This is a genomic window from Gemmatimonas sp. (assembly GCF_021298855.1).
Classification (GTDB): Bacteria; Gemmatimonadota; Gemmatimonadetes; order Gemmatimonadales; family Gemmatimonadaceae; genus Gemmatimonas.
The window spans coordinates 23,907-41,456 of the sequence record NZ_JAJTHI010000006.1; the positions used below are offsets into that span (position 1 = coordinate 23,907).

General features: G+C 69.2%; 15 protein-coding genes. 8 read left to right on the forward strand and 7 right to left on the reverse strand.

Annotation, left to right across the window (positions count from 1 at the left end; translation table 11 throughout):
* The first annotated feature begins 8 nt into the window (after window positions 1–8).
* Entirely contained in the window at window positions 9–1,040 is a 1,032-nt protein-coding gene (locus LW840_RS02245; protein WP_291262430.1) for a hypothetical protein, read from the forward strand.
* Window positions 1,041–1,182: 142 nt separating this feature from the next.
* Here LW840_RS02245 and LW840_RS02250 read toward each other — a convergent pair whose 3' ends face one another.
* Together LW840_RS02250 and LW840_RS02255 are read right to left on the reverse strand one after the other, a co-directional pair.
* A complete protein-coding gene (locus LW840_RS02250) occupies window positions 1,183–2,094 on the reverse strand; it encodes a hypothetical protein (protein WP_291262431.1) in 912 nt (303 codons plus the stop codon).
* Between the two features lie 95 nt (window positions 2,095–2,189).
* Window positions 2,190–2,741 carry an RNA polymerase sigma-70 factor gene (locus LW840_RS02255; protein WP_291266031.1) on the reverse strand — a complete coding sequence of 184 codons (552 nt, stop codon included), beginning with the start codon at window positions 2,739–2,741 and terminating at the stop codon, window positions 2,190–2,192.
* A gap of 170 nt (window positions 2,742–2,911) precedes the next feature.
* On the opposite strand from LW840_RS02255, the gene LW840_RS02260 reads away from it, so the two are divergent.
* Both LW840_RS02260 and LW840_RS02265 read left to right on the forward strand, forming a co-directional pair.
* Entirely contained in the window at window positions 2,912–4,006 is a 1,095-nt protein-coding gene (locus tag LW840_RS02260) for a FecR domain-containing protein (protein WP_291276330.1), read from the forward strand.
* A 103-nt stretch (window positions 4,007–4,109) separates the two neighbouring features.
* The gene (locus LW840_RS02265) at window positions 4,110–6,626 is read left to right on the forward strand and encodes a TonB-dependent receptor (protein WP_291276331.1); all 2,517 of its coding nucleotides are present in this window, start codon (window positions 4,110–4,112) and stop codon (window positions 6,624–6,626) included.
* A gap of 51 nt (window positions 6,627–6,677) precedes the next feature.
* On the opposite strand, the gene LW840_RS02270 is transcribed toward LW840_RS02265, so the two are convergent.
* Window positions 6,678–8,612, reverse strand: a complete 1,935-nt coding sequence (locus LW840_RS02270) for a hypothetical protein (protein ID WP_291266028.1) — start codon at window positions 8,610–8,612, stop codon at window positions 6,678–6,680.
* A 181-nt stretch (window positions 8,613–8,793) separates the two neighbouring features.
* Here LW840_RS02270 and LW840_RS02275 point away from each other — a divergent pair, with 181 nt between their 5' ends.
* The 4 genes from LW840_RS02275 to LW840_RS02290 all read left to right on the forward strand — a co-directional run bounded on the left by LW840_RS02275 (window position 8,794) and on the right by LW840_RS02290 (window position 11,972).
* Window positions 8,794–10,149, forward strand: a complete 1,356-nt coding sequence (locus LW840_RS02275; RefSeq protein WP_291273205.1) for an aminotransferase class V-fold PLP-dependent enzyme — start codon at window positions 8,794–8,796, stop codon at window positions 10,147–10,149.
* 32 nt (window positions 10,150–10,181) lie between these two features.
* Window positions 10,182–10,811: a DUF4412 domain-containing protein gene (locus LW840_RS02280; RefSeq protein WP_291276370.1), complete on the forward strand. Its 630-nt coding sequence runs from the start codon at window positions 10,182–10,184 to the stop codon at window positions 10,809–10,811.
* A gap of 102 nt (window positions 10,812–10,913) precedes the next feature.
* The gene (locus LW840_RS02285; RefSeq protein ID WP_291276332.1) at window positions 10,914–11,207 is read left to right on the forward strand and encodes a hypothetical protein; all 294 of its coding nucleotides are present in this window, start codon (window positions 10,914–10,916) and stop codon (window positions 11,205–11,207) included.
* 66 nt (window positions 11,208–11,273) lie between these two features.
* Window positions 11,274–11,972 (forward strand): CAAX prenyl protease-related protein, encoded by a 699-nt coding sequence (locus LW840_RS02290; protein ID WP_291266026.1) that lies wholly within the window; start codon window positions 11,274–11,276, stop codon window positions 11,970–11,972.
* Between the two features lie 20 nt (window positions 11,973–11,992).
* On the opposite strand, the gene LW840_RS02295 is transcribed toward LW840_RS02290, so the two are convergent.
* The gene (locus LW840_RS02295) at window positions 11,993–12,310 is read right to left on the reverse strand and encodes a hypothetical protein (RefSeq protein ID WP_291262439.1); all 318 of its coding nucleotides are present in this window, start codon (window positions 12,308–12,310) and stop codon (window positions 11,993–11,995) included.
* Window positions 12,311–12,322: 12 nt separating this feature from the next.
* Between LW840_RS02295 and LW840_RS02300 the strand changes: the two genes are divergently transcribed.
* Window positions 12,323–13,126 carry a DUF547 domain-containing protein gene (locus LW840_RS02300; RefSeq protein ID WP_291266025.1) on the forward strand — a complete coding sequence of 268 codons (804 nt, stop codon included), beginning with the start codon at window positions 12,323–12,325 and terminating at the stop codon, window positions 13,124–13,126.
* A 15-nt stretch (window positions 13,127–13,141) separates the two neighbouring features.
* Here LW840_RS02300 and LW840_RS02305 read toward each other — a convergent pair whose 3' ends face one another.
* The 3 genes from LW840_RS02305 to LW840_RS02315 all read right to left on the reverse strand — a co-directional run bounded on the left by LW840_RS02305 (window position 13,142) and on the right by LW840_RS02315 (window position 17,490).
* Window positions 13,142–15,580, reverse strand: a complete 2,439-nt coding sequence (locus tag LW840_RS02305; protein WP_291276333.1) for a DUF87 domain-containing protein — start codon at window positions 15,578–15,580, stop codon at window positions 13,142–13,144.
* A gap of 133 nt (window positions 15,581–15,713) precedes the next feature.
* Window positions 15,714–17,270, reverse strand: coding sequence for a serine/threonine-protein kinase (locus LW840_RS02310; protein WP_291276334.1), 1,557 nt, complete (start codon window positions 17,268–17,270; stop codon window positions 15,714–15,716).
* 43 nt (window positions 17,271–17,313) lie between these two features.
* Entirely contained in the window at window positions 17,314–17,490 is a 177-nt protein-coding gene (locus LW840_RS02315; RefSeq protein ID WP_291262443.1) for a hypothetical protein, read from the reverse strand.
* Window positions 17,491–17,550 lie beyond the last annotated feature (60 nt).

Below are 17,550 nucleotides of genomic sequence, written 5' to 3' on the forward strand. Positions count from 1 at the left end.
TTGAACGCATGAGCCATTTCCACCGCAAGGGACGCGGGCGTTCTGGGTCCCGCGTTGCTGCCGCGGTTCGTGTGCTGCCGTTCATCGGGGCCGCCGTTGGGCTGCCGTTCTTCGCGCCCTTCGACCTGCCGGCTCAGGGGACGCGTCCGCAGCCGGCGACACCCCAGTCCACGAGCGACGGCGCACGATTCGAAGGCCCCCTGGTGCTGCGCCTCCCCGCCAGCGCGCGGCTGCTGGGGATGGCCAATGCCGGAGCGGCTGCGGCCGACGGCGACGCGGTGTTCTACAACCCCGGCATGTTGCCCCAGGCGCGGGGGGTTGCCGTTTCCGCGCAGCGGTACGGCGCGCGCGCCACCAGCGGATCCTTCGGGAGCGTGCAGACCTTCGGGGCCTGGTCCATTGGACTCGGGGCGCAGCTGCTGCAGTACCAAGGGGACGCGGCAGACCCGGTGGGTGCCAACGACCGGGGTGGCCCACGGCTTTCCGACGGCGGGACCGTCACGGCGGCGAGCACCGCGTTTGTATTCGGGGTGGCGCGCATCATCAAGGGCGTGCGCGTTGGCGCCAGTGCCAAGTATGCCGAAGAGCGACTCGACGCCATTCATGACGGGGGCGTCGCGCTGGATGTCGGGGTGAGCAAGCCGCTCGGTCCTGCCACGCTGGCCATGGCCGTGCAGAACATTGGCAGCGATCCCGATCTCGACGTCCTGCCGGGGGCGTTGCCGACGCGCTTCACCGTGGGCTATGGCGGCGGCCTCCTTCCGCTGTGGGAGCACTGGGACCTGGGCATGCAGACCCAGGTGAGCGTGGAACGGGATGGGTTCGTACGCCCTGCCGGTGGTGTGGAGCTGGGGTACGTGCCCATCGAGGGGGTCGCGGTCATCGTGCGCAGCGGGCTGCGGCTCCCGCGGGAGCGTGATGAGCCGCTGGCAACGGCAGGGTTCGGTCTCAACGTCGACCGGTTCTCTTTCGATTGGGCCGTGGAACCGATGCGAGGCGGCCGGCCGGTGGTGCATCGCGTGGGTATCCGGCTGCGGTAACGGCAACCCGGTACCCGTTGCTCGACGGCACGACGCACCACCCGAATCGGGGGTCGTGCATGCGAGTGTCGAGTTGGCCGTGCCCGAAGACGAAAACGCCCGGCCATCTGGCCGGGCGTTGTGCATCGGAGGGTGGGATTCGTCAGCCGCAGTTGGGACGGCCGCGCGGCAACGACATGGTGCAGCTCCTGGTGGTGCCATCCTGCGTGATCGTCACCTTGGCCGTGGTCGACCCGTCGTACTCCACTACTTCGCGGCGCTCCTTCACACTGGGCGTGCCGCCGGCCACCGTCGTGGTGACCTTCATGGTGCGCACGACCCTGCCGGCCGTGGGGTGCCGCGGTCCGGTGGTGGACACCGGCACCACGAGATTGACGGTCGTGTCGGCCGAGAGGCGCACGGCGGTGAAGGCCTGACCGTCGCGATTGGTGCCGGTGGTGTTCTCGGTGCCGCGCGAGGTGCCGTTCACCGTGCGCTGCGTGCTGCTGGCGGCGAGCCCCGTCACGGTACGATCACTGGCGTGATTCACGGTGGCCGTCACGTTCGCCCCGTCGCGGCCGCGCGTGCTGGTCCCGGTAACCGTGGTGCGCGTGCGCACCGAATTGGTGGTGATGGTGTCGATGCGCGTTTGCGCGGCGCCGGCCGCGTCGCGAATGGTGTAGATGGTGGTGGCGGTGAGGCCGTTGCCGGTGCGCGCGCAGGTGACGTCACCAGCGCTCACGGTGCAGGTGGAGTCGATGCGTGCCGCGAACGGACCGCGATGGGCCCCGCGCCCGAAGCCGCCGGTGCCGAGGAAGTCGGCACCCATGCCGCCGCCCATGAGTCCCATCATGCCGGGGCCTCCGGGACCACGGCCGCGGCGCGGCCCCCCCCACGCGCCTTCGCTGTCGGGGGAGAAGGAGCTGGCCGCGGCATCGAGTCCGGTCGGGGCGCTGTCGAACGCCGAGTCGAACTGCATGGTGTCGCCGGGACCGCCAAGCGCGTCGAACGTGCAGGCCGTCGCGCCGAGCAGCGTGGTCGCCGTTGCCAATACGCGAAACAGGGTGCGTGCCATGGGAAAATCCTGGGGTGATGCCGAGCCACGCCGGCGACCGTCGTCGGCGTGCACTCGGGCGTTCAGGCAGGGGAACACCGCAGCCGCGGCGAACCCTAGCTGTCTGCCGATCGGTGCAAGAATGGGGCGAGTTTTTCGCGCAGCTGTCGCAAGGCGCGGCTCATGTTGGCCTCCACGGCCTTCACGCTCACGCCAAGCTGCGCCGCGATCTCGCCGTACTTGAGGTTGCGTTCGCGGTTGAGAAGAAACACTTCCCGCGTGCGTGGCGGCAACTCGGTGATGGCCTGCTGCACGGCCCGCTCGAGCTCGTTGGCGTGAGCGTCGGCGTCGGCGTGCTCCGCGGGCTCATGGAGCGCCTCCACGTACAGCTGCGACTTCTTCTGCACCTGCAGGTGGCGGAGATGATTGAGGGCCCGGTTGCGTGCCGCCTGCACCAGATAGCCGGCCACACTGCTGCCGTCGGGCAGCCGATCACGCCGCCGCCACAGCTCGAGAAAGACGTCCTGCGCAATCTCCTCGGCGACGCCCGGTTCATGCAGGATGCGATTGGCCGACCGTACGACCGGCTCGTACCACTGCCGGAAGATGGCGTCGAACGCCGCGTGCTCCCCCTGACGAAGTCGAGTCAGCAGGTCGGCGTCGGTCACGGGGCGGTGGATCGGGGGCGCACAGGCAGCGGAGCGAGCGGTGGACGAACGAGGACAGTCCGTTCAGGTGAATAATGCTAAGTTTCCGATCGCGCCATGCGGTCCGGGTTGCACTGCGGGGCGTGGCCGACCGACGTAGGGTTCCGATCCGCTCCCGTGTTCCCGCTTTCATGTCCGACCGTCCCGACGAACTCCGACCTTCTTCCGGCCTGCCGCCGGACGCCGATTGGGAGGCGATCGCCCGCCATCTGGCGGGCGAGAGCGACCCGAGTGAGGCGTCGTCCGTTCGGAGCTGGCTTGCCACGCATGCGGAAGACGCCAGGCTGGTCGATCTCGTTAAGGGGTATACCGCCAATGCCGAGCAGCGGGCCGACGTGACGGTGGATACCGAGCGCGCCCTGGCCGCCGTGCGCGCGCGCATGGCAACGGAGGCCGCCGCTCCCCGCCTGTCGGTGGAGCGGGGGGGAGCGCCAGGGGCGGCAAACGCGCCGTCGGTGCCGCCGGCGCGGCGCCGGTGGTCGTGGGTGGCCGGTGCGCTGGCCGCCGGGGTGGCCGCGGTGGCGGCCCTCTCGCAGTTCCGCAGTGCTCCCGGGACGAATGCACCGCGTGAGTACCGCACGGCCGTGGGGCAGCGCGACAGCGTGCGGTTGCCCGATGGCAGCATGGTGGTGCTGGCTCCGGGGAGTCGGCTGGTGGTGGCCGCCGCGTACGGCGTTGCCACGCGTGACGTGGAGCTGGACGGTGCGGCGTACTTCGACGTGAAGCACGATGCCGCGCACCCCTTCGCGGTACACACGGCCAGTGCCGACATTCGCGACATTGGGACGGCGTTCGCGGTCAAGACGAGCGAGGGCGGCGAAGTGGCGGTGGATGTGACGCACGGGATCGTCGCGCTGAGTGCGGCACGCTCGACCGTGGCCCCGGTGGAACTGCACGCCGGCGACCGCGGCGTGCTGGTGCGCGAGGGGGTGTCCGTCCGTCGGGGGACGGTGACCGCCGACGATGTGGCATGGACCCGCGGCCTGCTGTCGTACCGGGACGCGTCGCTCACGGAAGTGCGGGCCGACGTGCGGCGGTGGTACGGTATCGACCTTCGCGTTCCCGACAGCGCCCTGGCGGCGCGCACGCTCACGGCCTCCTTCCGCGGGGATTCCGCCACCCAGGTGCTGCGGGTGATCGCGTTGGCCCTGGGGGCGGAGTTGGTGCAACGGGGAGACACGGTGACGCTGCAACCGCAGGGTGTCGATTCCTCGACGCCGCGCTGATGACATGAGGCCGGGCTTGGGAGCGCGCGGTGCGGGGCGAGGGTCCGTCGGCCGTCGTGGCCGCGCCGTACGCGCGGCGGTCGCTCTCCTCGTGGCGTGGGGTGTGCTCCCCCTTCCCGTGCGCGCAGCGCCGACGAGTCCCGGCGTGCGCGTGCGCGCCGGGCACGCAGACCCGTCGTGCACCGTTCGCGTCGCTGCGGCCGATCGCGCGGCCTTGTGGGCGCCGCCACTCGACCGGCTGGTGTCGCTGCGCGTGAGCGACCTGACGGTTCGTGAGGCCGTGGACCGTCTCGCGGGCGTGGCGCGTCTCGATCTGTCCTACAGTGCCGATCTGTTGCCCCCGGAACGGCGGGTCTGCCTGGCCCTCGAGCGCGTGCCGGTGGGAGCGGTGCTCGATCATCTGCTCGAGGGGTCGGCGCTCAGTCCCATCGTGCTGGGCAGTGCGCAGGTCGTACTGGCCCCATCGCGTGTGTCCACCGGCGTACCGGTTGCCACCGTATCTCGGCGCACCAGCCTGCTCGATCGTGTCGTGGTGACCGGTTCTCCTGATGGGGCCGCGCAACGCGGGTCACCATTCGCGCTCGATGTGGTGGATGGCGCGCAGCTGGCCGAGCATGGCGTGAGTACTCTTGGCGAAGCGCTGGAGCTGTCGGTTCCCGGGGTGTGGAGCTGGACGACGCCCGCCGGTTCGGTGACGGCGCGCTACGGCAGCATTCGCGGGGCCAGTTCGTTCGGCGTGAGCGCTCCCAAGGTCTACCTTGACGGCATCGAGGTGGCGAACCCGCTGCTCGTGACCCAGCTGGATCCGGCGCGCGTGGCGCGGGTGGAAGTGATTCGCGGCCCACAGGGCGCCGCGCTGTACGGCGCGGATGCCATCAGCGGCGTCGTGAACATTCTCACGCGCCACGACGGGACGCCGGATGGGCAGCGCGAAGTACAGGTGCAGGCGGCGGCGGGGGTGACGAGCACCGCATTCGCGGCGCGTGATCCCTTCGTGCAGGAGCACTCCCTGTCGCTGCGGCGCGGGTCGGCGGCACGCAATGTGGGTCTTGGCGTGAACGTGAGCACCGTGGGTGCCTACGTGCCGGGCGCGGCGGAGCGCCGCCTGCTCCTCGACGCCGACGGACGCTTTTCGCGGCAACGCGCCATCTACACGGGGTTCAGCCGCCTCGCCCTGCAGCGTGCCAACGCCGCCTCGTCGATACCGCTCGCGGTGGACAGTGTGGGTGGGCAGGAGATGGCGCAGTACACGGTGGGAGGCAGTATCGCCATGATGCCCTCCATGCAGTGGACGCACACGATTATCGCCGGGGTCGATGGCTATCGTCTGCGCGGACTGTCGCCGTACTCGCTCGTGGGCCCGCAGCAGCTGTCGGCAGCGGCGGCGGTCGGGAGCTCGGAAGGGGCCGCCGACCGGGCATCGGTGCGCGTGCGCACGGTGGGGCGCTTCGACGTGGCACCGGGGGCGCTGCTCACGCTCACATTGGGGGCCGAGCAGGCGTTCACGCACGAGGTGACACGCGGTGCCATGGCGGGGGCCGTCGGTGCTGCCGCGCCACTCCCGGTGCTGGGACCGGGGAGCGGAGGGCCCGGCGGCGCCTCCGCGTTCGCGGGGCTGCGTGCCACCGCCGCCTCGGGGGCGTCGCAGACCACGTACGACAACGCCGGCCTGCTCACGCAGGTGCAGTTCGCGTGGCAGGATCGCTGGTTCGCTTCGGCGGGCGTTCGCGGGGAGCGCATTCAGGGCGCGACCCCCAATGCCCAGCATATGGCGCTGCCCATGCTGGGTGCCGCCTACGTGCGTGACGTCGGGAATACGGTGGTCAAGGTGCGCAGCGCCTTCGGCACCGGCATTCGCCCCGCGCGTACGCTGCTACGCTCATCGTCGTGGATGGGACAGGGGCAGGGCATCCTGCTGTCCGCGCTCGACCCGGAGCAGCAGTCGGGTACGGAGCTGGGCGTGGACCTGATGCTCGGCGGTCGCGTGGCCGTGCACGTGACCCGGTTCGACCAGCGCGCCACCGGTCTCATCCAGCCGGTGTCACGCGTGGTGACCGCCGTGAACAGCGCCGGGCGTCTGGCACGCACCATGGCGTTCACGCTGCAGAACGTGGGCGCCATCAGCAACCGGGGCTGGGAGGTGGAGGCGACGGCGCGGGTGCGGACGCTGTCGCTGGCGGCGACTATGACGCAGGTGGACAGCCGCGTGACGCGACTGGCGTTGGGATATCGGGGTGACCTGCGCACCGGCGACCGTATGCTGGATGTGCCCGCGCACACGGTGAGTGTGTCGGCGGTGTGGACCCACGGGCGCTGGATGCTCACGAGCACGGCGGTGCACGCCGCCGATTGGATAGGCTACGACCGAACGGCCGTGGGGGCGCTGCTGGCAGCCGGTGAGCAATCCCCGCGCGGCCTCGAGGGGAACAACTTGCGCCAGTACTGGATGCGTTATGGCGGCGTGACGCGATGGCGCGCCGGCATGCAGTTCCGGCTGCGCGGTGACCTGGCCTTCACGGCGGCGGGGGAGAATCTGCTCGACGTGCAGACGGGGGCGCCCGACAATGCCACCGTGATCGCGGGGCGCACGCTTACCTTCGGCGTGCGCACCACGTTCTGATGTGCACCGTGCGCTGTCGGCACCCGCACGGGTGCCGACAGCCGGAGGGGGTCAGCGCGACGAGATCCCCACGTCGTCGAGCGTGATGGCGCCGACCTTCTTGCGGTCGAAGACCAGGCGGATGGCACGCAGCGTTGCCGGATCGAAGGCGGTGTTCGCATCGCGGAAGCGGGCGAGCGGCATCGTGTAGGTCTGCATCACCGGTTCGGCGAGCGTGGGGAACTGCGTCTTGTCGCGATTGCGCCGCCGGTAGATGTAGCTCTCGAAGGGCATACGCACGGGGCCGAAGGTGGAGAGGGGCAGGCGCGCGATCTGCCCGCTGCCGTCCTCGAGCTCCACGGTGAGGTCCGGCGCGACCGTATCCTTGGCCGGCTTCTTCGGTCGGCGCGGCGCGGAGGGGCGAGAGCCCGTGCGGGATCCCGCACGGGCGCTGTCGCGCGCCGTGCTGTCGCGGCGCGCGGTGTCCCGCGGCACCTTGCGGGGACCCGGCTTCTGATCGGTGCTGCCAATGGTGAGCAGCAGCGTGCCGGACGACGACACCGACCAGGCGCGGCGCAGGGAATCGGGCACGGTCACGGTCACTCGCGCGGGCCATCGCGTGATCGTGCTGTCCTTTCCGGCGGCCGTATTGTTCCAGCCGAAGGTGGCGTTGTTGCTGCGGAAGGTCGACGCGCGCGAACGCGCCGGGGCGTCGGCTTCCTTCCAGGTGCTCACCGAATCGGCGGCGATGCGGACCCCGGGGGCCGTGCCCGTCGTGACATCGACGTCCTCCTCGAAGGTGGCGAGCCACCGGGTGTTCGCGTCGGCATAGCGGGTGAGGTACATCTCGGGGGGCAGCCAGTCGCCCGCCGTGCGATGGTCGCGGAACAGGGGCCGGTACTCGTCACGTCCATGGAGCGTCGCCTCGAGAAAACCGCCAATCACCACCCGTCCGAATCGCCGCTGCTCCTCCCCGCTCACCAGCGCGTCGAGCTGCAGCGCGCGGACGGAGTAGCTGCCGTTGTCCTTGTTGTTCCACTCGGTATTCCACTGTCCGTGATTGGCGCGGTGCATCCAGATGGCGCTCTTGAATTCGGGCCCCGGCCGCGTGAAGCGAAAGCGGTTGTACTGGGTGAGCCCCATGAAGCTCGACACATCGCCATCGTGCGACCCATGAATGACGAGGTAGTTGTAGTCGCTCACCGGCGTGGGTTGCTCCGCCGGGCGGTACTGCCCATCGACCGGCGCGATCGCCACGAGCGACTTGATGGCGAAGTTGAAGTTGAAGCGGATGGTGGCGTCGTCGGGGTAGTGCGGCAGCCGGTTGAAGGCCCCGGCAATGGCCACGGCTTCCCCGCCACGCGAATGGCCCATGAGCGCGATGCGCGACAGGTCGAGCTTGCCGAAGAGCGGCTTGCCGGCGCTGTCGTTGAGGGCGCGGAACACCTCGAGGTGCTTGAGCAGCATCCAGCCGCGGGCGTCGTTCTCGCCACGCAGGTTGCCGTTGAGGAAGTTCTCGTCAATGGATGCGAGCACGAAGCCGCGTGAGGCGAGCAGCTCGCCCAGCCACTGATAGCCGGGGTCGGAGAACTCGCGCATGTTGTGATTGCCGTGCACCACGAGCACGAGCGGGAAGGGCCCGTTTCCTTCGGGATACCACACCCGCGCATTGAGCGGAAACGCCGTGTTGTCGTACCCCCAGTACGTCTTGCGCGCTTTGGCGTTGGCCGGTTCGGTGCGCGCGAACGGCGACGCGTCCACCGGGGCCGTGCGGTAGGTGATGGAGTCCCGGTACTCGGGGCGCCGGCGATCCTTGCCACTGCCGTAGTACAGGAAGCGCACAGCGTGCGGGCCGGGGTCGCCGGGGTTGGCGGCGGTGATGGAGCGGCGCGCGAGCACGGTGGCCGCATCGCTCGGGGCGATGGTCAGCGGTTGAGCACAGGCCGCCAGGCCGGCCAGCAACGCCGTGGCCAACACGGACCGGCGGGAGAGTCGAAAGCAGCGCATACGGGCACGATACGCCGCGGACGCGTCAGACGCGACCACCGTGCGCGGGCCAGTTGCGCTCAGGGCTCGCGCCGGGACCTGCCTCTGGTGCTCGGCGCTGGCGACCGTGAACGGCACGGGTCGCGGGGGCGGTTGCCGCTGCGCCTCTCGCGGGGCGTCGTTGCGTGCGGCATGTTGTGGTATGGACCGCCGCCTTTTCGTTGCCGCGCTTGCCGGGACCTCCGCCCTCCCGGCGCTCTCCGCACCCCGTTTCGCGCCCGGGGCCATACGCCGTCTGCTCGACGCTGCCGACGTGGCCCGAAGCCGAGGAGGTGCCCTGGTCGATCCGGCCACCGGCGCCTGGCAGGGGAACGCCGAGGAGGCGCAGCGGTTCGCCGCCGACGAAGACTTCTGGGAGCCCGTGCAACGGGCCTTCGACCTCGATCGCACGTGGATCAACCTGAACAACGGCGGCTGCTCGCCCGCTCCCACGCATGTCATGGCGCAGCTCGAACGGGACCTGCGCTACAGCAACGAGCTGCCCGTGATTCATATGTGGCGCGACCTCGAACCGCGCATCGAGGTGGTCCGCCGCGAACTCGCGCGCGAGTTCGGATGCGACACCGAGGAGATGGCCGTGACGCGCAACGCCTCCGAAGCGTTGCTGACGCTCATTCACGGCATCGACCTCAAGCCCGGCGACGAGGTGCTGCTGAGCAACCAGAACTACGGCCGCATGATCAACGGCTGGAAGCAGCGGGCACGTCGGCAGGGCATCGTGGTGAAGGAGATCTCGTTCCCCGTCCCGTGCACCACGCCGCAGCAGATCGTCGATGCCTTTGCCGCCGGCATCACCCCGCGAACCCGGGTCATGGAGATCACGCACATCACCAATCTCACCGGCCAGATCCTGCCGGTGAAGGAACTGGTGGCCATGGCGCGGGCGCGTGGAGTGGAAACATTCGTCGACGGGGCGCACGCGTTCGCGCAGTTTCCGTTCACCCGTGACGAGTTGGGGTGTGATTACTACGGCACGAGCCTGCACAAGTGGCTGCTGGCGCCCATCGGCACGGGGTTCCTGTATGTGCGGCGTGACCGCATCCCGCGAATCTGGCCCCTGTACGCCGAGAACGAGGGGCAGGTTGGCGACATTCGCAAGTACGAGGAGGTGGGCACGCATCCGGCGGCGAATCACAATGCGGTGTCGGTGTCCCTGGCCTTCCACCGGGCGCTGGGCGCCGCGCGCAAGTCGGCGCGTCTGGTGTACCTGCGCGACCGGTGGGCGAAGCGCCTGCTGGCGGAGGGCGCCGGACGGGTGCGCGTACTCACGCCGCTGGATTCCCCGTGGGGCGGCGGGCTCGGCTTCTTCAATGTCGACGGACTCGACCCGGCGAAACTCGGCGACTGGCTGTACAGCAAGCATCGCGTGGTGCAGACGCCCATCGTGCATTCGGAGTTCAAGGGGATCCGCGTGACGCCGAACGTGTACACCTCGCTCGATGAGATCGACCGGTTCGCCGAACTGGTGCTGACCGCCATCCACAAGGGGCTGGCCTGATGTCCTGCCGGGGAATGGTTGCCGGCGTGACGATGGCCGGAGCGCTGCTGGCGGCCCCGCGTCTGCACGCGCAGGCGTTCGAGGGGAGCATCACCATGCGCATGGGGTCGCGTGGCCCGCAGGGGGCGATGAGCCAAGTGGTCGAGTATCTCGTGCGCGGCGGCAAGATGCGCGTGACCATGGGCGGCCCCATGGGCGGCGCGGCGATGATCGTGTCGCCGACGGAAAAGAAGCTCTACATGCTGCTGGCGGCGCAAAACAGCTACATGGAGATGAGCCTTCCCGACAGTGCCGCTGATCGGGCGCGTACCGCGGCCGCCGGGGCGGACAGTGTGACGGTCACGCGCACCGGCCGTCGGGAGCAGGTCGCCGGGTTGACCTGCGAGCATGTGCTCGTGAGCAGCCGCGGCTCGGCCACGGACCTGTGCCTGACCCCGGAGCTCGGACGGTTCGTGAATCCCATGGCAAGCCTGCAGGGCGGGGCGCTGGCGCCGTGGCAACGGCAGCTGGGGGCGGAGTTTCCGCTCAAGGTCACCATGGCCGACGGCTCCGTACCGCTGGAAGTGACCAAGGTGGAGCGCAAGCGCTTGTCCAATGACCTGTTTGCGGTGCCCAACTCCTACACCAAGGTGACCATGCCGCCGCGCCGTTCGCCCGGGTGAAACCTGTGTGGCGCGGCGCCGTTAGGGTGAGCAGCCCCGCGCGCTCGGCCTGAACCGACATCTCACGGCCCCCCGCGCCCACGTTGCCACTCCGGAGGATCCATGAACTCCCTGTTCGTTTCGATTGCCATTGCCAGCGTGCTGTTCGTCGTGCTGCACGGATCCACCCGCCGGTTCGTACGCACCCGTCTGCGGTATGTGGATGCCGTGCAGAAGTCGCTGGCCCCGTGGGTGGCCGGTGGCGCCGTGTTCCTGGTGGGGAGCGCCGCCGCCGGTTTGCTCCCTCTGGTCGGCGTGGGGACGGCGCTCTCGGCGGCGTTCGCCGTGGGAGCAGGCGTTGCTGCCGGTGCACGTGACATCCGGCAGGGCACGGCGCCCATCGTGTACGGCCCGTAATCCGGCGCCCGGGCCATGGGCCTCGCGTCTCACGTGACGTCGGGCGATTCGCATGTAATTTGAGGCATGGCCGTCACCGACCTGCCCACTGCCTCCGCGGCGCCTCCCTCGGCACTCCCGTGGGTGGCGCCGTTTGCCGCTTTTCTGCTGTGGTTGCTGGTGTGGCCGTACGTGCCGCTCGACGAGCTGCGCGTCGAGCTGCTGCGGCTCGGGCTGCTGGCCATGGTGCTGCTGACCGTGTCACGCGGCATCGTGGCGTCGTTGCGCGTGACGCGCTGGCTGTCCAGCCTCACGGTGGGCCTGCTGGTGGCCGGGCTCTGGCTGCTGCCAGGGCTGCTGTGGCCGGGATACCGCGAGCAGCGCCTGTTTCAGAACGGCATCACGGGCGACACCGTGAGTGCGCTGCCCGACAGCTGGCTGGCCAGTCCGCTGCTCCTGTCGCTGCGCATTGCGCGCGCGACGCTGCTCGTGCCCTTGGTGGAGGAGATCTTCTGGCGCGGTTTCCTCCCCCGCTGGGTCCTGCGGAACAACTGGGACGCCGTTCCCATGGGCAGCTACAACCTCCTCGCATTCGCGGCCACGGCCGTGCTGTTTGCCGCCCAGCACGGCCCCTACTGGGATGTGGCGCTCATGTGCGGGCTCATCTTCAACTGGTACATGTGGACCACACGCTCGCTGGGAGACCTGGTGCTTGCGCATGTGGCCACCAACGCCGCCTTGGCGGCCTACGCGGTCGCGACGAAGCAGTACGTCTTCTGGTTGTGAGTGCCTTCACGCACCGGTCGTCACGACGCCGCGGTACCGGCGCCGCGCACCTCACGCACCAGCAGCGCCCGCGGACCGCCAAAGTCGAAGAGCAGGCTGTCACCTTCCCCGTGACTCAGCCGTACGGACATGGCATGCGGCGCCGCCGGATTCTCGGTGTGCAGCACCTCGCCCTCCACGCGATAGAGCAGGTCGATGGTCTGATCGACGCCGCCCACGTCCACGTGATAGCGCAATACGCCACCGGGAAGAAATTCCATGCGCACACCGGGCGCGAAGTCCAGCGGTTCGTCGGCGCGCACGAGGCGCCAGGTGCCCATCAGCCAATCCGTCGACATGGGTGAAGCATAATGCCCGACACAACGCGCATCCGGCGCGTGAGCCCGATCCTGCTCGCCCTGGCGGCCATGGTCGTGCTGTGCCCGCCGCTCCGTGCGCAGGCCGCGCTGCACGAGCCCTTCGACCGCCTGCTGCGCGCGCACGTGCGTGATGGTCTGGTGGACTACGACGCCTTCGCGAAAGCGCCCGAGTTTGCCCGATACCTCGCGTCGCTCGATACGGTGCGTCCGGCGACCCTGAGTGAGGACGATCGGCTGGCCTACTGGATCAACGTGTACAACGCGTACACCATTCAGCTCATCATCTCGCACGGCGAACGGACGTCGATCCGCCACATCAACCGCACGCTGGGCTTCCTGCAGCTCAAGGGGCCGTGGAACGAGCGACTCGTGCGCGCCGGTGGGCAGATCTACAGCCTCGACCAGCTGCTGCACCGCGTCCTGCGCAAGGAGTTCCGCGAGCCGCGAGTGCATTTCGCGCTGGTACCGGCAGCCAAGGGTGCGCCGCCGCTGCGCAGCGAAGCCTACACCGGTGCTCGCCTGGTCGAGCAGCTGGAGGACCAGGCGCGTCGCCTGCTCTCCGACACGACGAGGACGTGGTACCGCAATGGGGTACTGGGGGTCAATCCGCTGCTCATCGCCTACGAGCGGGATTTCGGATCGACGCGGCGGGAATGGGTGCAGTACGTGGCACCGTACATCACACTGCGCCCCACGGAGCCGCAGAAGCAGCGCCTGCTGGACGGAAAGGCCATCGTGCGGCCACGCACGTACGACTGGTCGCTCAACATCCAGAAGCGGCACGGTGTGTCGTGAGTCGGAGATGCGGGGTCATCCCCACGCCTTGCTCACGATGCCGTTGCCATCTTTGACATACGGCACCCACAACAGGGCGCACAGCTGCACGTGCACGTCGGCAGCCTTGGCCTTCACCACGACCTCCTCCAGCGCCTCCTGCTGCGCGTCGTAGGCCGCACCAAGCGCGTCCACGTCGGCCTGCAGTCTGGCTTCGAGGTCGGCGTACTGCTGCCGAACCGCCTCGACCGATTCCTGTGCGCGGGTCACGTCACCCGCTTGCTGTGCGGCGCGACCGGCACCGCGCGTGGCGGTGGCCACTTTGTCCAGCGTGCCCACGCCCACCTTGCCGCGCCCGAAGATGGCGCCAAGGATGGCGCCGCCCACCGAAATGGCGGTGTCCATCTTCGCTTGCGAGGCCTGCTGCGCTTCGCGCTGCACGGCCTGTTCCGCGCGCCGCAACTTGTCCTGCAGCGCCGACAGCCGCGTGGTGTACTTGCCACGCAGTACCTCGATCTTCGCATCGCGCGTTTCGTGCGCCATGACCTGCAGGCGCACGCGGAACTGCCCTTCGCTCTCGCCTGGCTGTGAGGTGGCCTTGAACGCCGCGCTCTTGAACAGCGTCACGGTTTCGTTGGCCACTACCCACTTCTGCAGCGTCTTGCTCCAGACGGCGTAGTTCCTGGCCTTGGTGGCCACCGGGGGCAAGGCGCCGAACGCCGCGCCGTCGTGTGGTCGCTGCTCGAGGGCCGATGGCTCCAGCTCCACACGCTCGGCGGCATCCCATTCCAGCGCGATCGGTCCGTCGTCCACCGACGACATGAGTATGACGCGGCGCTGTTCGGTGACTCCGAGCTTGGCGTTGGCAAAGCTCACATCGGCGAGCCCCAGGACCACCGGATTGTAGAGCAGGGCGCCGTCCCGGGTCGGTGGCAGGAAGTACTGCGGGACATCAGGGGGCAGCACGGGGGCCACGGCCGCACGCGCATCGAGCGACGCGAACCCGCCACCGGTGGCGGCGGTGCTCAACGCCGGTGCCGACGCCAGCGCTGCCGTGGGCGCCGGCGCCGGGGCCAGCGCCGTCACGCTGCGAATCTGCTCGCGGGTCATGGGGCCGGCGAGATACGACAGCGTCCACCGGGTTTCGAAGGTGATGGGCGCCGGCTCGTGCACGCTGTGCAGCAGGAACACGCGCTTGCCGAGCCCGGCAATGGTCTGCTCCATGGCGCCCTTGTCGAACGGCTGGCCGCCGCTCACGCCTTCGAGTCCTTCCATGACCCGCATCTTGTCGCGCTCGGTCTGCAGACGGCCAATGAACCACGTACCCGTATTGGACAGACCGCGATAGTCGAGATCGACAGGGTTCTGCGTGGCCAGCACCACGCCCAGACCGAAGGCACGCGCCTGCTTGAGCAGCGTGAGCAGCAGCACCTTGCTGGGCGGGTTCGTCACCGGCGGCATGTAGCCGAACAGCTCGTCGATGTAGAGAATGGCGCGCAGCGATCCGGTACCGGGCTGCGTGCGCACCCACGCCAGAATGTCCGACAGCAGCAGCGTCATGAAGAACATGCGCTCGGCGTCGTTCAAATGGGCGATGGAAATGACGCTGCCGCGTGGCTTGCCGTTGGGGTCGTAGAGCAGCGTGGCCGTGTCGAGCGGTTCCCCCTGCATCCACGTCTGGAACCCGGGCGCGGCGAGCAGGTTGTTGAGCTGCATCGCGAGCGTCATGCGGTCCTTGGGCGGGAAGACCGTGTCCAGCGGCATGACGCCCACCGTGGTGAACGGGGGGCTCTGGATGCCGCCAATGAGCCCGGCGAGATCGAGGCTGCGCCCCTCCCGCCACGCGTGGTGCAGCAGGTTGGCCACGAGGATGTGTTCGCGGCTCGAGATGGGATCGGCGTCGATGCCGAGCAGCGCGAGCAGCGAGGTGGTGGTGGCGTTGACGCGCTCCTGCAGCGCCTCGGCATCGTCACGCACCGCCGCGGGTGGGGCATCGAAGGCCTTGAGCAGAGACAGCGGTTGCCCCGCGGTGGACCCGGGCGTGTAGATGGTGATGTCGGCCGCGTCGTGATAGCGCTGAATGCGGGCGCCGTCCTGTCCCCAGCCGGCGAGTCCGTTCTTCCAGAGGTCGGCCTGCTGCGCCGCGAACTGATCCGCCGTCATGCCGGCGTTGGTGGCCTGCTGCGGATCCACCCACGGACGGAAGTCACTCGCGCCGAGGGCGGGGAAGCGCAACGCCAGGTTGCCGAGGTCACCCTTGGGGTCCACGGCGATCACCGGCACCTTGTCGATGAGCGCCTCTTCGAGCAGTCCCACCCCGAGACCGGTCTTGCCGCTGCCGGTCATGCCGATGATCACGGCGTGGGTGGTGAGATCCTTCGCGTCGTACAACACGTAGTCGTCGCGACGGGCGCGCGAGGGCATGTCGTAGCGCTTGCCGAGGTAGAAGGCGCCGAGGGTTTCGAAGTCCGTCATGTGCGGGGAGGGAGGAGCGGCCCTGGGTAGTCTCTCCCCAATTCTACACCGTCCTCAGACCGGCGTCGGTTCCGGCCACCGAGGGCGCAACGCCCGGTTCACTTCCTGCATGGCGTCGACATGGCGCTGCAACTCATGCACGACCTCGAGCTCCTGCGTGAGCTGGCCGGGGAGCGTGCGGTTGGCTTCGAGCCGCAGCAGGTCGAGACGGATGTTCTCGAGAGCGGCAATGGCAGCGCCAAGGCGCGCCTGCACCTCGGCGCGCTCGGCTTCGAGCCGGAGCAGCGCATCCGCCGCCCAGCCAGCCCACCACGCGCCGGGCGAGCGGCTTGCGGACGAATGCGTAGGACAAGGCCCCCATGCTCGACTCGCGCCGCGCACTGGCCAGTGCACGCTGGATGATTACCGGCGGCGTCAGCACGGTTATCACGTTCCCCACGAACTCGAGGGGGCCCGGCAGTCCGAGGAGGTCCACCCGGGCCTGTGCAAGGGCGAGGGCGCTTGCGCCCGCAAGCATCACCGTGGTCTTCAGGGTCCCCACGCGCTCCTGCGAGGCCTCTGGCGGCGGCGCCAGCGCGTCCGCCACATCGTCGGGTGCCACGCCGCGCTGCAGTGCGGTGCGGGCGGCGAGCACCGCTTCGACACCACGCACGGCGGTGGCGATCGCGGCAAAGGTCAGCACCCCCTCGGCCACCCCCCGCATGATCATCCGGCCGAACGACCCCGACTCCTCACCCATGACCATGAAGAACGCCGCGTAGCCGATGGCGAAGGTCCAGTCGGCCAGTGTACCGGCGCCAGTCGCCGCCACGCGGGTTGCGCGCGCCTCGACGGGCAACTCCCCGCCATCGGGGGTGCGCTCGAGTGCCTGAACGAAGCGGGCCACGTCATCGAAGCGTTCACTGGGGCGAATGGCCAGGCACTGATCGATGGCATCTGCCACCGCGGCCGACAGGCGAGGGGCGCGCGTGCGCACCGACGGCGCGGGCTCGGCGCTTTGCTGTGCGACGATCGCCACCAGCGACTGGCCGTCGTACGGATACGTGCCCGTTGCCGCCACGTGGAGCGTGACCCCCAGCGCATACAGATCGGCACGGCCATCCACGGTCTCCCCCAGCGCCTGTTCGGGGGCCATGTAGCGAGCCGTCCCCGCCACCTCTCCACTCTGCGACGGCCCGTGATGGGAGATCGCGATGCCGAAATCGGCGATGAGCGCCCGCCCCGTCCCGCGCTCGATCAGGATGTTCTCCGGCTTCACATCGCGGTGCACCACGCCGCGTTCATGCGCGTAGGCCAGCGCCCAGCCGATCTCGCGGCCAAGGCGGCGCACATCTTCTGCCGGCAACGGGCCCACGCGTCGCAACCGATCGGCCAGCGATTCGCCCGCGACGTACGCCATGACGAACCACGCGAGGTCACCCGCTTCGGCCACTTCATGAATGGGCACGATGTTGGGGTGAAAGCACTGGGCCGCCAGACGCGCTTCCCGCAGGAACCGGCGGCGCATGTCCTCGCGGGCGGCCAGCGCCGGCGCCAGCAGCTTGATGGCCACGGGACGTTCGAGAATGACGTCGCGGGCGAGGTAGACGATACCCATGCCGCCGCGGCCAAGTTCGCTTTCAAGGGAGAAGCGACCGGCGACGGCGGACTGCAGGGCGATGAACGACGGGTCGATGGGGGCGGAGCTCACGCTGTGCCGTACGCGCGACAACCCGGCGCGAGTGTCTTCTGTGTCAGAACTCGCGGCGCTTCATTTCCTTGAAGATTTCCTTGGCTTCCGAGTCGTCGCGCTCCTCGGCGCCACGCGTGGCCGCGAGGGTGGGATCGTAGGCCTGCTTGGTGGGCTTCTTGACCTGCGCGGCCTTGGCCTGGGTCTTCTTGAGCAGCGACTTGAGCTGGTTGTCCTTCATCGCGGGGGCTCCGGGTGGGGGAAAGGCGATGAATGGAGGATGCCGCCCGCAGCGCATCCT

Excerpts from the sequence above, each read along its gene's own strand:
- LW840_RS02245 (WP_291262430.1), top strand. The coding sequence starts at position 9 with ATGAGCCATTTCCACCGCAAGGGACGCGGGCGTTCTGGGTCCCGCGTT.
- LW840_RS02250 (WP_291262431.1), bottom strand. The coding sequence starts at position 2,094 with ATGGCACGCACCCTGTTTCGCGTATTGGCAACGGCGACCACGCTGCTC.
- LW840_RS02260 (WP_291276330.1), top strand. The coding sequence starts at position 2,912 with ATGTCCGACCGTCCCGACGAACTCCGACCTTCTTCCGGCCTGCCGCCG.
- LW840_RS02270 (WP_291266028.1), bottom strand. The coding sequence starts at position 8,612 with ATGCGCTGCTTTCGACTCTCCCGCCGGTCCGTGTTGGCCACGGCGTTG.
- LW840_RS02275 (WP_291273205.1), top strand. The coding sequence starts at position 8,794 with ATGGACCGCCGCCTTTTCGTTGCCGCGCTTGCCGGGACCTCCGCCCTC.
- LW840_RS02280 (WP_291276370.1), top strand. The coding sequence starts at position 10,182 with ATGGCCGGAGCGCTGCTGGCGGCCCCGCGTCTGCACGCGCAGGCGTTC.
- LW840_RS02285 (WP_291276332.1), top strand. The coding sequence starts at position 10,914 with ATGAACTCCCTGTTCGTTTCGATTGCCATTGCCAGCGTGCTGTTCGTC.
- LW840_RS02290 (WP_291266026.1), top strand. The coding sequence starts at position 11,274 with ATGGCCGTCACCGACCTGCCCACTGCCTCCGCGGCGCCTCCCTCGGCA.
- LW840_RS02295 (WP_291262439.1), bottom strand. The coding sequence starts at position 12,310 with ATGTCGACGGATTGGCTGATGGGCACCTGGCGCCTCGTGCGCGCCGAC.
- LW840_RS02300 (WP_291266025.1), top strand. The coding sequence starts at position 12,323 with ATGCCCGACACAACGCGCATCCGGCGCGTGAGCCCGATCCTGCTCGCC.
- LW840_RS02305 (WP_291276333.1), bottom strand. The coding sequence starts at position 15,580 with ATGACGGACTTCGAAACCCTCGGCGCCTTCTACCTCGGCAAGCGCTAC.
- LW840_RS02315 (WP_291262443.1), bottom strand. The coding sequence starts at position 17,490 with ATGAAGGACAACCAGCTCAAGTCGCTGCTCAAGAAGACCCAGGCCAAG.